Annotated in this window: 15 protein-coding genes; all 15 read left to right on the forward strand. The window is 34.6% G+C overall.

Going from position 1 to position 14,770, the window contains the following annotated elements; translation table 11 throughout:
- The first annotated feature begins 127 nt into the window (after nucleotides 1–127).
- The 15 genes from PYW36_RS06305 to sucB all read left to right on the forward strand — a co-directional run bounded on the left by PYW36_RS06305 (nucleotide 128) and on the right by sucB (nucleotide 14,539).
- Nucleotides 128–1,081, forward strand: a complete 954-nt coding sequence (locus PYW36_RS06305) for a thymidylate synthase (protein WP_103159447.1) — start codon at nucleotides 128–130, stop codon at nucleotides 1,079–1,081.
- A gap of 61 nt (nucleotides 1,082–1,142) precedes the next feature.
- Entirely contained in the window at nucleotides 1,143–1,619 is a 477-nt protein-coding gene (locus PYW36_RS06310) for a dihydrofolate reductase (protein ID WP_103159580.1), read from the forward strand.
- Nucleotides 1,620–1,636: 17 nt separating this feature from the next.
- Entirely contained in the window at nucleotides 1,637–2,482 is an 846-nt protein-coding gene (locus PYW36_RS06315; protein ID WP_037573668.1) for a DegV family protein, read from the forward strand.
- A gap of 18 nt (nucleotides 2,483–2,500) precedes the next feature.
- The gene (gene msrA / locus PYW36_RS06320; protein WP_037573665.1) at nucleotides 2,501–3,028 is read left to right on the forward strand and encodes a peptide-methionine (S)-S-oxide reductase MsrA; all 528 of its coding nucleotides are present in this window, start codon (nucleotides 2,501–2,503) and stop codon (nucleotides 3,026–3,028) included.
- Nucleotides 3,021–3,449 carry a peptide-methionine (R)-S-oxide reductase MsrB gene (msrB, locus tag PYW36_RS06325; RefSeq protein WP_037573662.1) on the forward strand — a complete coding sequence of 143 codons (429 nt, stop codon included), beginning with the start codon at nucleotides 3,021–3,023 and terminating at the stop codon, nucleotides 3,447–3,449. Before msrA ends, msrB begins: the two co-directional genes overlap by 8 nt.
- A 14-nt stretch (nucleotides 3,450–3,463) precedes the next feature.
- Nucleotides 3,464–3,964 (forward strand): PTS sugar transporter subunit IIA, encoded by a 501-nt coding sequence (locus tag PYW36_RS06330; protein WP_103159581.1) that lies wholly within the window; start codon nucleotides 3,464–3,466, stop codon nucleotides 3,962–3,964.
- The gene (locus PYW36_RS06335) at nucleotides 3,964–4,185 is read left to right on the forward strand and encodes a YozE family protein (RefSeq protein ID WP_103159582.1); all 222 of its coding nucleotides are present in this window, start codon (nucleotides 3,964–3,966) and stop codon (nucleotides 4,183–4,185) included. The genes PYW36_RS06330 and PYW36_RS06335 overlap by 1 nt, the downstream gene beginning before the upstream one ends.
- Nucleotides 4,186–4,332: 147 nt before the next feature.
- Nucleotides 4,333–5,772 (forward strand): S41 family peptidase, encoded by a 1,440-nt coding sequence (locus tag PYW36_RS06340; RefSeq protein ID WP_103159583.1) that lies wholly within the window; start codon nucleotides 4,333–4,335, stop codon nucleotides 5,770–5,772.
- Nucleotides 5,772–6,281 (forward strand): GNAT family N-acetyltransferase, encoded by a 510-nt coding sequence (locus tag PYW36_RS06345; RefSeq protein ID WP_103159584.1) that lies wholly within the window; start codon nucleotides 5,772–5,774, stop codon nucleotides 6,279–6,281. The genes PYW36_RS06340 and PYW36_RS06345 overlap by 1 nt, the downstream gene beginning before the upstream one ends.
- A gap of 9 nt (nucleotides 6,282–6,290) precedes the next feature.
- A complete protein-coding gene (locus PYW36_RS06350) occupies nucleotides 6,291–7,361 on the forward strand; it encodes an undecaprenyldiphospho-muramoylpentapeptide beta-N-acetylglucosaminyltransferase (RefSeq protein ID WP_103159585.1) in 1,071 nt (356 codons plus the stop codon).
- A 14-nt stretch (nucleotides 7,362–7,375) separates the two neighbouring features.
- Nucleotides 7,376–7,990, forward strand: a complete 615-nt coding sequence (locus PYW36_RS06355) for a phosphatase PAP2 family protein (protein WP_037573648.1) — start codon at nucleotides 7,376–7,378, stop codon at nucleotides 7,988–7,990.
- 354 nt (nucleotides 7,991–8,344) lie between these two features.
- Nucleotides 8,345–9,022, forward strand: a complete 678-nt coding sequence (locus PYW36_RS06360) for a response regulator transcription factor (protein WP_037573645.1) — start codon at nucleotides 8,345–8,347, stop codon at nucleotides 9,020–9,022.
- Entirely contained in the window at nucleotides 9,019–10,389 is a 1,371-nt protein-coding gene (locus PYW36_RS06365; protein WP_103159586.1) for a HAMP domain-containing sensor histidine kinase, read from the forward strand. The genes PYW36_RS06360 and PYW36_RS06365 overlap by 4 nt, the downstream gene beginning before the upstream one ends.
- 90 nt (nucleotides 10,390–10,479) lie before the next feature.
- Entirely contained in the window at nucleotides 10,480–13,269 is a 2,790-nt protein-coding gene (locus tag PYW36_RS06370) for a 2-oxoglutarate dehydrogenase E1 component (RefSeq protein ID WP_037573639.1), read from the forward strand.
- 13 nt (nucleotides 13,270–13,282) lie between these two features.
- Nucleotides 13,283–14,539 (forward strand): dihydrolipoyllysine-residue succinyltransferase, encoded by a 1,257-nt coding sequence (gene sucB, locus PYW36_RS06375; protein ID WP_037573635.1) that lies wholly within the window; start codon nucleotides 13,283–13,285, stop codon nucleotides 14,537–14,539.
- Nucleotides 14,540–14,770 lie beyond the last annotated feature (231 nt).

Raw genomic sequence — 14,770 nt, forward strand, 5'->3', positions numbered from 1 at the left:
TATAAAGTTTTACTATTTATCAAGAAAAGTGAGTGACGGCATCAAAATCCAAGCCTTATCTCACTTTTTAATTTATAATAAGAACTAAATAATTTATGATTGTTTATAAATGAAAGAGGTGACGACGATGAATCCATTCGATCAAGCATATCATTCTTTATGTGAAGATATTTTAAATGCGGGTCTATCTAAAGATGATCGTACAAAGACTGGCACACTTTCAAAATTTGGGCACCAGTTACGATTTAATTTAAAAGAAGGATTCCCGTTATTAACAACTAAGAAAGTTTCATTCAAATTAATAGCAACTGAATTAATATGGTTTATACGAGGAGATACTAATTTACGCTATTTGCTTCAGTATAACAACAATATTTGGAATGAGTGGGCCTTTGAAAAATATGTACAATCCGAGGACTATACTGGTCCTGATATGACAGATTTCGGACACCGTGCACTAAAAGATTCTAATTTCAACGAAGTCTATCAAGTAGAAATGTCCGAGTTTAAACAAAAAATCTTAAATGACGATGACTTTATGCAAAAATACGGAGATTTAGGGAATGTATATGGTAAGCAATGGAGAAATTGGATTGGCCCCAACGGTCAACGTATTGATCAATTGAAAAATCTTATTGAGGGGATTAAAACAAATCCTAATTCTCGACGACACATTGTAAGTGCATGGAATCCCGCCGAAATTGATTCAATGGCATTACCCCCATGTCACACACTTTTTCAATTTTATGTCCAAGATAATACGTTAAGTTGTCAACTTTACCAAAGAAGTGCAGACATATTTCTAGGTGTTCCTTTTAATATCGCAAGCTATAGCTTACTTACACACTTAATTGCTAAAGAATGTGGCTTAGAGGTTGGGGAATTCATTCATACATTTGGAGATGCACATATTTACAGTAATCATATTAATGCAGTAAAAACGCAATTATCACGTACGAGCTATCAACCGCCAACGTTAAAAATAAACACAGATAAGTCTATATTTGACATTGAATACGAGGATTTAGAAATCATTAATTATCAAAGTCATCCCATGATAAAAGCACCTATTGCTGTATAATCATAATGTAAAAACAAGTTTATTTTAATTAATAAGGAAATAAAGTATAGGAGTGAGGCGTATGACTTTATCAATCCTAGTTGCTCATGATAAACAAAGAGGGATTGGATTTAATAATCAACTCCCATGGCATCTACCTAATGATTTAAAATTTGTTAAAAAACTATCTACTGGCAATACATTAGTGATGGGACGGTCAACTTATGAATCTATCGGAAAACCATTGCCTAATCGCAGAAATGTAGTCCTTACACGAAACAAAGATTTCAAAGCAGAAGGCGTTGATGTCATTCATGACGTAAATGACATTGAAAAATTAGAAGGCCATGTGTTCATTTTTGGTGGTCAATCTTTATTTGAGATGTTTATAGATAAAGTAGATGACATGTACATTACTGTCATTGATGAAACTTTCCAAGCCGACACCTTCTTTCCACCTTATTCATTTGAAGATTGGGAAGTCGAATCTGCTGTCGAAGGCGAAATCGATGAAAAAAATAAATATCCGCATACATTTTTACATTTAATTCGGAAGTAATCTTGGAGGTCACACACATGCAACGTATTATAGTAACTGATTCAACATCAGATTTAGATCAAACATACTTGGCAGAGAATAATATTCATATTGTTCCGCTAAGTGTCACAGTGAATGGAAAATCCTATATCGATCAAGAGGAAATTTCCTCAGAAGAATTTATTCAATTTTTAGATAATGACGAGAATGATTTAAAAACAAGTCAACCCCCATTAGGACAATTTGTTGAAACGTATGAAACGTTGACTAAAGATGGCGCTGAAGTCATTAGTATCCATTTATCTTCTGGACTAAGTGGAACGTACCAAACTGCCGTTCAAGCTAGCGAAATGGTAGACGGCAAAGTGACTGTTATTGACTCAAAATCAATTGCCTATGGCTTAGGCTATCAAATCCAACATATCGTCGAATGGCTAAATGAAGGATTATCGACTGAAGTTATTTTGGATAAAATTCAACAATTGCAAAAGAATATTATGCTTTATGTTGTGATAGGCAAGTTAGATCGTCTTATCAAAGGTGGACGAATTAGCAAAACAAAAGGGATGCTCGGCAATCTCATGAAAATCAAACCAATTGGCGTTTTAAACGATGGTAATTTAGAATTGGTTCACAGTTCGAGAACTCAAGGCGCTTGTGCTAAATATATCGCTAAAGATTTAGCATCCTTTTTAGGAAATGATAAAATAAAATCTGTTGCTATTTCTCATGCGAATGCTGTGGATTTTTTAGACAAAGTTAAAGAAAAATTAGATGAGACTTTTAGTTTTTCGAATTTCCATACAAGTTTCACAACACCTGTGATTTCAACGCATACAGGCACAGGTGCCATTGGACTTGTTGTTTTAAAGGAACAAAATTAATTAAAGCGAGGTAATGTTATGGCAATTGCAACATTCGCTGGAGGATGTTTTTGGTGTCTAGTTAAGCCTTTTGATACTTACGACGGGGTCCACTCTGTGGTTTCAGGGTATAGCGGGGGACATGTTGAAAACCCGACTTATGAACAAGTTTGTTCAGATACAACTGGTCATGTAGAAGCCGTACAAATCGACTTTGACCCTGAAATCATAAGTTATAAAGACTTATTGGATGTTTACTTTAAAACATTTGATCCAACTGACAATGGAGGTCAATTTTTTGATAGAGGTGAACATTACCGTCCGGTTATTTTTTACCATGATGAAGCACAAAAATCTCAAGCGCTTGATAAGATTAAAGCTTTAAATGAAGCCAAAATATTTAATCAACCGGTCATTACACCTGTTGAACCTTATCAAAACTTTTATCCAGCAGAAGAATATCATCAAAATTACTACCGTAAAAACCCAATGCATTATGCACAGTATCAGCTTGGTTCTGGGCGAAAAGCTTTTATAGATCGACATTGGAGTGATCAAAATGATTAAAAAAGATAAAAAAGATTTAACAGATTTAGAATATTTAGTAACCCAACAAGATGGAACCGAACCTCCATTTGAAAATGAATATTGGAATCATTATGATAAGGGTATCTATGTTGATAAAATCTCAGGTAAACCTCTATTTACATCAGAGGATAAATTCGAATCGAATTGCGGATGGCCTAGCTTTTCAAAAGCAATTGATGACGAAGATATTATTGAACTTGTTGATAAATCGTTTGGAATGATTCGTACAGAAGTGCGTTCAGAAACAAGTAATAGTCATCTTGGTCATGTCTTTAATGATGGACCCCGTGAACGTGGGGGATTACGCTATTGTATTAATTCAGCGGCCATCCAATTTATCCCATATGACAAACTTGAAGAACTTGGTTACGGAGATTTAATTCAGCATTTTGAACAATAAAGGAGCGATGAAGGATGTTTAAGAAATTATTTGGAAAAGGTAATGAAGCGAGTAAAGAAGTTGAAGTGTTTACACCGATAAGTGGAGATTACGTCAAAATTGAAGATATTCCCGATCCTGTATTTGCACAAAAGATGATGGGCGAAGGATTCGGTGTAAAACCATCTGAGGGAATTGTTGTTTCACCTATTTCAGGTGTTGTAGACAATGTTTTCCCAACAAAACATGCGATTGGTCTTAAAGCAGACAATGGCATCGAAGTTTTAGTACACATCGGTTTAGATACTGTTCAACTTAATGGTGAAGGATTTAAAACTTTTGTGGAAAGTGGTGACCACGTGAACGTGGGTGATAAATTAGTAGAATTCGATATGAATTATATCGATGAACATGCTAAATCAACAATTTCACCTGTCATTATTACAAATACAGATCAAACAGAGCATCTTGAAATTTTGGATGCGACAACTTTAACAAAAGGTGAAACTAAAGTAATTGACGTAACGGTGAAATAATGAAAGATGCTTCTTTTTATCATTTCCTCCTCACCGTTAGAGGACGACCAAATGACGAAGGTGCCTTTGCTGAAATGGCGTACCAAGATTTAGACTTTCCTAAACATGAAAATGATTTTAATGTCTTATCTGAATATATTGAAACTGAAGGCAATTATACGTTATCCATGTCGATTTTTGATGGTTTGTTTGACGAATATAAAGAATGGCTTCAATTTTAAAATTGCCCTAGAGATGAAGATATATGGATGCCAATTGATATCATTTCAAGTCTAAATTTGAGGAGTGAGACGAAGAAATCAAATCCTTAGATGATTGATTTCACGCTCACTCCTTTTCTTTTACATATAAAATAAAGGGGTGTTTTAATGTTGCCTCCAAAAGAGAAAACACATTCAAAAGAAAAAAAATACGTATCCTTATCCCATTTTATTATGGGAATTGTATTAACTTTTATTTTAACAGCACTACTCATTTTTGGCGGTATTTATTTATGGCATCAAAAGTCTCAAAATCAACAAGTAAGTGCCAATAGCGAAAAATTAAGTAAAGTCTATGAAACGCTCGCCAATGATTATTATCAAACACCAAATAAAGATAAATTATTAGAAAATGCGATTAATGGTATGACAAAAGGGTTAAAAGACCCATATACAGAATACATTTCAAAAGATAAAACAACAGCTTTTAATGAAGACGTCACAGGTGATTTTGTAGGGATTGGTGCAGAGATGCAACAAAAAGGGAATCAAATTATGATTACGAGTCCAATGAAAGCATCACCTGCAGAAAAAGCTGGACTAAAACCTAAAGACATATTAAAAGCAGTGAATGGGAAACCTGTAAAAGGAAAAACTTTAAACGAGATTATTCCTCAAATTCGCGGTAAAAAAGGAACGAAAGTTACCCTTAAGATTCAACGTGGCTCTGAATCAAAAGATTTTACAGTAGAACGTGATACAATTCATGTCAAAAGTGTCGAAGTCGAGAAAAAGGGCAATATCACTGTGTTTAAAGTCAACAAATTCCAAGAAGGAACTTCCGGTGAATTAAAATCAGCCATCCAAAAAGCACAGCAATCTGGCGCAAAAAATATCTTGATAGATTTAAGAAATAATCCTGGAGGCCTATTGGATGAAGCTGTTAAAATGTCCAATATTTTTCTAAAAAAAGATGAACCCGTTCTTTATTTAGAAAAAGGAAAACAAACTGAAGCCGTTAAAACTTCAAATGAACCCTTAAAAAATGTAAATGATTTAAACATTTCTGTATTAGTCAATGAGGGTTCAGCAAGTGCATCTGAAATTTTTACGGGTGCGATGAAAGATCATAAAATTGCTAAAATATATGGAACAAAAACCTTTGGTAAAGGCATTGTACAAACGACACGCGAACTTGAAGATGGGTCAATTTTAAAATTTACTGAAATGAAATGGTTAACACCTAACAAACAATACATCCATGGCAAAGGTATCCAGCCAGACGTCAAAGTCGCTGGCGCTGATTTTGAAAATTTAAATGTCATTCCATCAGATCAAACATTTAAAATGGGTGATACGAACACTCATGTGAAATCTATTAAAATCGGCTTAGATGCTTTAGGTTATTCATCTGGCACACAAAATGAACAATTTGATTCAAGATTACAAGAAACTATTAAAAAATTCCAAAGTACATATGACCTTAATATCACAGGAGAATTTGATAAGCAAACCAATCAAAAATTTACTGAATTATTAGTTGAAAAAGCTTCAAAAGAAGATCCGATGTTAGAAAAAACGATTCAAAAATTAAAGGAGCATAAATGATGATACGACTTGCTACTTACGCTGAAATCGATATTATAGAAACGTTAACTGAAGAAGCCAAAGTTCTCATGTTAGAAGATCAAAACCCACAATGGGATCATCGCTACCCTTTAAAAACACATTTTGAACGTGATATTGAAGCAAATAGTATGTATGTTATTGATGAAGACAAGACAATTAAGGGGTTTATCGTCATCGATCAAAAAGCACCAGATTGGTACAATAGTATTCAATGGCCAAGTGACATTTCAAATGCTTATGTGATTCATCGACTGGTGGCTTCTCCTAAATATAAAGGGAGTGCACAACGTATGATGGATTTTGCTGAAAACTTAGCGCGTCAACATGACGTAGATATATTACTTACAGATACTTTTTCATTAAATGAAAGAGCTCAGAAATTATTCCCAAAAAATGGCTTTATCATGACAGGCGAAATGACCAGTAATGAATTTCCTTTTGATAAAGGTGAACCATTTTATGCTTACTACAAAAATTTGAACGAATAGAGGGTTAATATGGTAAAAATAGCATTTACTGGAGGCGGTACAGTCGGTCACGTCTCAGTTAATTTAAGTCTTATCCCTACAGCTAAAGCTTCTGGATATGAAACATTTTATATAGGTTCAAAAACCGGGATAGAACGAGAAATGATTACATCTCAACTTCCGAATACGCCTTATTTTGCGATATCGAGCGGAAAATTAAGAAGATACCTCTCTTTTGAAAACGCTAAAGATATTTTCAAAGTCCTCAAGGGTATTAACGATGCAAGACGTATTCTCAAAAAGGAAAAACCTGATATCGTCTTCTCTAAAGGAGGCTTTGTATCAGTTCCAGTGGTATTAGCAGCAAAATCTTTAAATATACCTACAATTATTCATGAATCAGATTTAACGCCTGGTTTAGCGAATAAAATAAGTATGAAATTTGCAAAAAAAATGTATGTCACATTTGAAGAAACTTTAAAATATGTGCCTGAAGGACGTGCAGATTTTGTTGGAGCAACTATTCGTGAAGATTTAAAAAATGGTAGCCCTGAACGTGGTTATCAATTAACAGGTTTTGATGCCAATAAAAAAGTACTGCTCGTTATGGGAGGAAGTATGGGGAGCCAAAAGATTAATGAAGCTATACGCGGTCAATTAGAGCGACTCCTTACTACTTACCAAATTGTACATCTCACTGGCAAGAATCTTAAAGATGCTTCAATTCAAAAACCAGGATATGTTCAATTTGAATTTTTAAAAGAAGATTTAACTGACATTTTAGCGATTACAGATACAGTTATTTCACGTGCAGGATCGAATGCAATTTATGAATTTTTAACTTTAAAAATCCCAATGTTGCTTATTCCACTTGGATTAGACCAATCCCGAGGGGACCAAATTGATAATGCAAAATACTTTGAAAAACAAGGCTATGCCTCTATGATCGATGAATCTGAATTAAATGCTGAAACTTTATATCCGGCATTAGAAAAAATTGAAAATACGCGCACGCAAATTATTCACAACATGGATAATTTTAAAGAGAGCCTAACGAAAGAACAATTGCTCAATAAAATCATTCAAGACGCTAAATCATAAGGAGGGATAAATGTATGAACCATTGGAAACGCATCTCATTGCTTATTGTATTTGCATTAATTTTTGCGGTTATCGCAATGTTCCATGAATCAAGGTTAGGAAAGTGGATTGACACAGAAGTATACGAATTTATTTATTCCTCCGAAAGTTTTATCTCTACTTCTATTTTCTTTGGAGCAACACAAATCGGTGAAGTATGGGCAATGATGTGTCTCTCGCTGTTAACAGTCGCGCTATTAATGTTTTATAAATATAAAATCGAAGCGTTATTTTTCGCTTTAACAATGATGGTTTCAGGAGCAACAAATCCAATCCTCAAAAATATATTTGATAGGGAACGTCCAACTATTTTAAGACTGATCGATATATCTGGATTTAGTTTTCCAAGTGGCCATGCGATGGGGTCAACTGCTTTCTTCGGTAGTTTGATTTACGTGAGCCACAGAATTCTGAAAGGTAAATCTAAAGGTGTCGTCATTGCACTTTGTGCTTTAATGATATTGTTAATTTCAACTTCACGTGTCTATTTAGGTGTCCATTATCCAACTGATATCATTGCTGGAATTATTGGGGGCATTTTCTGTATACTCCTTACACAATTAATGTTAAGAAAACCCTTAAAACTATAATACTTTTCGAGACGATGAAGGAACAATCTATTTTAGATGACCTTCATCGTTATTTATATCTTCACGTTTATGGGTTAAATAAGAGTAGATAAAAAAAACTGCCACACCTTCGTGTGACAGTTTTAATTTAACGTTTAATCAAAACGACTATTTTTATACGGGCATATAAAAGGGGATAGTACTTGAAAATGACTCAATCAAAAGAACGAATTGTAGTGGGGGGTCGTTGCGATTGATAATCATTTTCAATTACATTATACCTTACTGAGAATGATTGTCAATTAAAACTGTAAAATTTTTTGAAAAACTTTAATCTCTGTACTTTTTACCCTATGATTAAGAAGAGGTGACATCATGAAAAAAGTATTAATTATTGAAGACGAACAAAATTTAGCTCGTTTCATCGAATTGGAATTAAAACATGAACAGTATGACGTGGACATTACTTATGATGGTCTTTCTGGACTTAATAAAGCATTACAACAATATTATGACATCATTTTACTCGATCTAATGCTTCCAGAAATGGACGGCCTTGAAGTGTGTCAACGTATCAGAACCCAAAAAGATACGCCCATTATCATGATTACAGCAAAAGGGGAAATTTATGATAAAGTCGTCGGCTTGGACAATGGTGCAGATGACTATATTGTTAAACCTTTTGAAATAGAAGAATTATTAGCCAGAATGCGTGCACTTGTACGTAGATATGGTGAAGAAAGCCATTCTAATACAGATATTATTAATATCGATGGTTTAATCATTGATAAACATGCATTCAGTGTCTCGTTTGAGTCTCAAAATATAGAGCTCACAAAAACAGAGTTTGATTTATTACTCGTATTAGCAGAAAACAAAAATCATGTTTTACAACGTGAACAAATTCTAGACCACGTTTGGGGATACGAATCTGCTGTTGAGACAAACGTGGTAGACGTCTATATTCGTTATTTGAGAAATAAATTAAAACCTATAGGCAAGCAAAAACTCATTGAAACTGTACGAGGCGTAGGATATGTGATTAGACAATGAAACAATCCACTTTGAAAACAAAATGGACGCTTGTTACGACGATTATCACTTTTTTAATTATTTTTGTATTTTGTTTATTAATTATTTACGCCATTAGCAGCTTATTAAAGCAACATGAATTAGAAAAAGCTGAACGAAGTGTTGATGATATTTATAACCTTTTAGAAACTAAACCTATTCAACGTATTACAACAATCGAATTTAATTCCGTTACAAATAGTTATCAAAAAGTGATTTTGCATGATAGTTACCATCGAAAAATATTCGAAAACTCTAACACATCAGATATACGTTTTTCACCAGAATTTCATGCTATCAACACGCGAAATATCACTATAATTAAAAATAAAGAAGGCTCATTCATTGTGGTAAGCACACCGGTGGATACTTCTTACTTTAAAGGGTATGTGACAGTAGTCCATTCATTAAAAGTTTATGATGATTTGCTAAGATTTATCACGTATTTAGCATTGATTTTTGGGCTTATCGCGTTGTTCGTTACAGCAATTATTAGCTACATATTTTCTGCACAAATTACAAAGCCTATCAATATTATTACAGAGAAAATGACACAAATTCGACGCGATGGATTTCAAGAAAAACTATCAGTTCCAACAAATTATGAAGAAACCGATGCATTAATAGACACTTTTAATAGCATGATGATTAAACTTGAAGATTCATTTAACCAACAACGTCAATTTGTTGAAGATGCTTCACATGAATTAAGAACACCACTACAAATTATTCAAGGACATCTTAGTTTGATTAAACGATGGGGTAAGAAAGACCCTGAGATATTAGAAGAATCATTATCGATTTCAATAGAAGAAATGAATCGTATTTCAAAACTCGTTGAAGAATTATTGATGCTTACTAAAAATGATATGCGACATGCTGAAAATCAAGTGGAAAAAGTGGACATTAATGAAGAAATTAAAACACGTATTAGAGCAATTACAAAAATTCATGACTCCTACACTTTTACATTCAATACAAATCAAGATTTTATATTTTTAAATATCAATGCCTTTCATTTTGAACAAATTCTTTTAATATTTTTTGATAATGCCATTAAATATGACACACAAAGAAAGAAAATTGATATCACAACAAAGTACATTAATAATCAAGTCATTATTGAAATTACAGATCATGGAATGGGAATTCCTCAAGAAGATATTAATTATATATTTGATCGTTTTTATCGCGTCGACAAATCTCGCTCACGTCATCAAGGAGGAAATGGTTTAGGCCTATCAATAGCTGAAAAAATTGTCAAGTTATATCAAGGTCATATTTCGGTTAAAAGCGAAGTAGGTAAATTTACAACATTCACAATTAGCTTCAATGCAAGTCAGAACTAGAATTTACCCCCTATTTTGCCTTTAAATGTTCACAAATTAATGCTATGATTATCCTGTAAGCGGTTTTATTTATTCTGTGGAGGGTGGATTATGAAGAACGATAAACAGGTGACAGAGGCACCTGTAAACTTCGGAGCGAATCTAGGATTAATGTTAGAACTCTATGATCAGTTTTTAGAAGATCCAAGTTCAGTCACTGAAGATTTACAAGTGCTCTTTAGCACAATCAAAGATGGCGAAGCAACCTTATCAAACACATCACGTCAATCAAGCTCAGGAGATAGCACAATTAAACGTGTTATGCGGTTGATTGATAATATTAGACAATACGGGCATTTACAAGCAGATATTTATCCTGTCAATAAGCCCGAACGTAAACATTTACCTAAACTCACAATTGAGGATTTCGATTTAGACAGGCAGACGCTCGAAGATATATCTGCCGACATCGTTTCTGAACATTTTAAAGATATCTATGACAATGCGTATGAAGCGATTTTAAGAATGGAAAAACGATATAAAGGACCTATCGCCTTTGAATACACACATATAAATAACAATAAAGAACGTGTGTGGCTTAAACGTCGAATTGAAACCCCATATAAAGCAAGCCTGAACACCGAAGAGAAAAAAGCATTGTTCAAACAACTCGCACGTGTAGAGGGATTTGAAAAATATCTCCACAAAAACTTTGTAGGAGCGAAACGTTTCTCAATAGAAGGTGTAGACGCATTAGTGCCTATGCTTTCACACACAATTAAACGTGCATCTGAAGTAAATATTACAAATATCCAAATCGGTATGGCACACAGAGGACGTTTAAATGTACTCACACATATCCTTAAAAAGCCTTATGCTATGATGCTTTCCGAGTTTATGCATACCGACCCAATGAAGTTTTTACCTGAAGATGGAAGTTTAGAACTCACTTCAGGTTGGACAAGCGATGTTAAATATCATCTTGGTGGTGTGAAAACAATTAATGACCACGGTCATGAACAACGAATTGTTTTAGCAAATAACCCGAGCCATCTTGAAGTCGTAGCTCCTGTTGTGACAGGACGTACTCGCGCATCACAAGACCTCACAGATCAAGCAGGTCAAGTTGAGACAAACTTTAATAACGGTATGCCAATCATTATTCATGGGGATGCAGCATATCCTGGCCAAGGGGTTAACTTTGAAACAATGAACCTTGGTAGTTTGAAAGGATATTCTACAGGTGGAACTTTACACATCATTACAAATAACCGTATCGGATTTACAACAGAACCCATTGATGGACGCTCAACAACTTATGCGACTGATGTTGCCAAAGGTTACGATGTGCCTATTATGCACGTAAATGCTGATGATGTTGAAGCAACTATCGAAGCTATTGATATTGCTATGGAATTTAGAAAGACCTTTAATAAAGATGTTGTCATTGATTTAGTAGGTTATCGTCGATTTGGTCATAATGAGATGGATGAGCCGACTTTAACGAATCCATTACCATACAAAAACATAAAAAAACATGACACTGTTGAAATTATTTATGGTAATAAATTGATTGAAGAGGGCATCATTAATAAAGAAGAGATGGATGAAGTTATTTCAAATGTTCAAAAAGAAATGCGTCAAGCGCATGACTCTATCGATAAAAACGATAAAAACGACAACACAGAAATGGAGATACCTGAAGGAATTTCTAAACCTCTTCAAAGTAATGAAAGTGAATTGTCCTTAGAACGTCTCAAAGAAATCAATGAGGCGATGCTCAACTATCCAGAAGGATTTAACGTATTTAAAAAATTAAATCGTATTTTAGAGCAACGTCGCAGTCCTTTTGAAAGTGAAGATGGATTAGTGGACTGGGCGCATGCAGAACAACTTGCATTTGCAACAGTGATGCAAGAAGGTACACCTATCCGTATGACTGGACAAGATAGCGAGCGAGGAACTTTTAGTCATCGTCACGCGGTCCTACACGACCAAGAAAATGGAGATGTTTTCATTCCATTGCAACATGTTCCTCAACAAAAAGCGACATTTGATATTCATAATTCACCGCTTTCAGAAGCTGCTGTCGTTGGCTTTGAATATGGTTATAATGTGGAACATCCAGCTTCATTTAATATTTGGGAGGCACAATTTGGGGACTTCTCGAATATGGCTCAAATTTACTTTGACAATTTTATTTTCTCTGGCAATGCCAAGTGGGGTGAACGTTCAGGTTTAACATTCTTTTTACCTCACGCTTTTGAAGGTCAAGGACCAGAACATTCATCTGCGAGACTCGAGCGCTTTTTACAACTCGCAGCTGAAAATAATATGACGGTTTGTAACTTATCAAGCTCAAGTAACTATTTCCATCTTTTACGCGCTCAAGCAGCAAGTTTAAATACTGAGGCAATGCGACCATTGGTTATCATGTCACCTAAAGGCCTATTACGTAATAAAACAGTTGCTAAACCAATTAGCGAATTTACACAAGGTGGTTTTGAACCAATTTTAGTAGAAGACTACGATGCTTCTAAGGTGAAAAAAGTTATTTTAGCAACAGGTAAAATGTTTATCGACCTTAAAGAACGACTTCAAAAAGAACCTAACTCAGAAATTCTATTAGTCGCTATCGAACGATTATACCCATTCCCAGAAGATGAAATAGCTGAGTTATTGCAATCAATTAAAGGCTTAGAATCCGTGACTTGGGTTCAGGAAGAACCTCAAAACCAAGGGGCATGGCACTATTTATATCCAATCCTTACACGCTTCCTTGGTAAAGATCTTCCACTACATTATGAAGGCCGTAAACATCGTGCAGCGCCTTCAGAGGGTGATGGAGAAATACACAAACTCGTTCAAAATATTATTATTGAAAATAGTTTAAATATTTAGGGGGCATATAAAAATGGCAGAGGTTAAAGTTCCAGAATTAGCTGAATCAATTACAGAAGGTACCATAGCTGAATGGTTAAAAAAAGTTGGCGACACTGTAGAGAAAGGTGAAGCCATTCTCGAATTAGAAACAGACAAAGTCAATGTTGAAGTTGTTTCAGAAGAAGCAGGTACGTTACAAGAATTACTTGCTGAAGAAGGGGACACAGTTGAAGTAGGTCAAGCGATTGCTGTTGTTGGTGAAGGTAGTGGTAATGCAAGTTCAGAACAATCTACATCATCAGACGACGATTCCAAAAAATCTGAAGAGACTGCGTCAAAAGAACAACAAGATAATCAATCAAAAGATCAACCTACTCAAAAAGAGGAAACTTCCTCTAACGACCGTATCAATGCGACACCTTCAGCACGTCGTGCCGCTCGAGAAAAAGGTGTAAGTTTAAATGAAGTTCAAAGTATTGTGCGAAAAGAAGATGTTGAACGCGGCCAACAAGCTAAAAGCGCTTCATCAAACACATCTTCTTCTAATCAAGATACAAAACCACAAAAATCGGCAACACCATCTAAACCTGTCATTCGTGAGAAAATGAGTCGCAGAAAACAAACTGCAGCAAAAAAATTACTCGAAGTAAGTAATAACACTGCAATGTTGACAACGTTCAACGAAGTCGACATGACGAATGTCATGAACTTACGAAAACGTAAAAAAGAAAAATTTATGGAAGATCATAATGGTACTAAATTAGGCTTTATGTCTTTCTTCACTAAAGCCGCTGTAGCAGCATTGAAAAAATATCCAGAAGTCAATGCTGAAATCGACGGTGACTATATGGTTACTAAACAATTTTATGATATTGGTGTGGCAGTTTCGACACCAGGTGGATTATTAGTACCGAATGTACGCGATTGTGATAAGAAAAATTTTGCCGAAATTGAAGAAGAAATTGCGAACTTAGCTGCCAAAGCACGTGATAACAAGCTCTCTTTAGATGATATGATGAACGGTTCGTTTACAATTACAAACGGTGGTATTTTTGGTTCTATGATGTCAACACCAATTATAAATGGTAACCAAGCTGCCATCTTAGGTATGCACTCAATCATCACAAGACCTATTGCTGTTGATGGCGATAAAATTGAAAACCGACCAATGATGTATCTTGCATTAAGCTATGATCACCGTATTATCGACGGTAAAGAAGCTGTTGGTTTCTTAAAAACGATTAAAGAGTTAATCGAGAACCCTGAAGATTTACTATTAGAATCTTAATATCTATTTTTAAATTAGCCTCCACCTAGCGAGCTGTTAGGTGGGGGCTATTTAATATGGGATCTATTTGAGGAGCTATAGTAAATTTTTCTAGCTATCATTTGTTATGGCTAAGCATTCACATATATTATTATATAGATCATTTATATCTCCATTTCTTATAAAAGCGAGTGCTAATTCACAGATAATCGTTTTCTTTATTAAGTTTTAATCTGTAAACTCAACAATCCT

It is taken from the genome of Staphylococcus chromogenes (assembly GCF_029024625.1).
Lineage (GTDB): Bacteria > Bacillota > Bacilli > Staphylococcales > Staphylococcaceae > Staphylococcus > Staphylococcus chromogenes.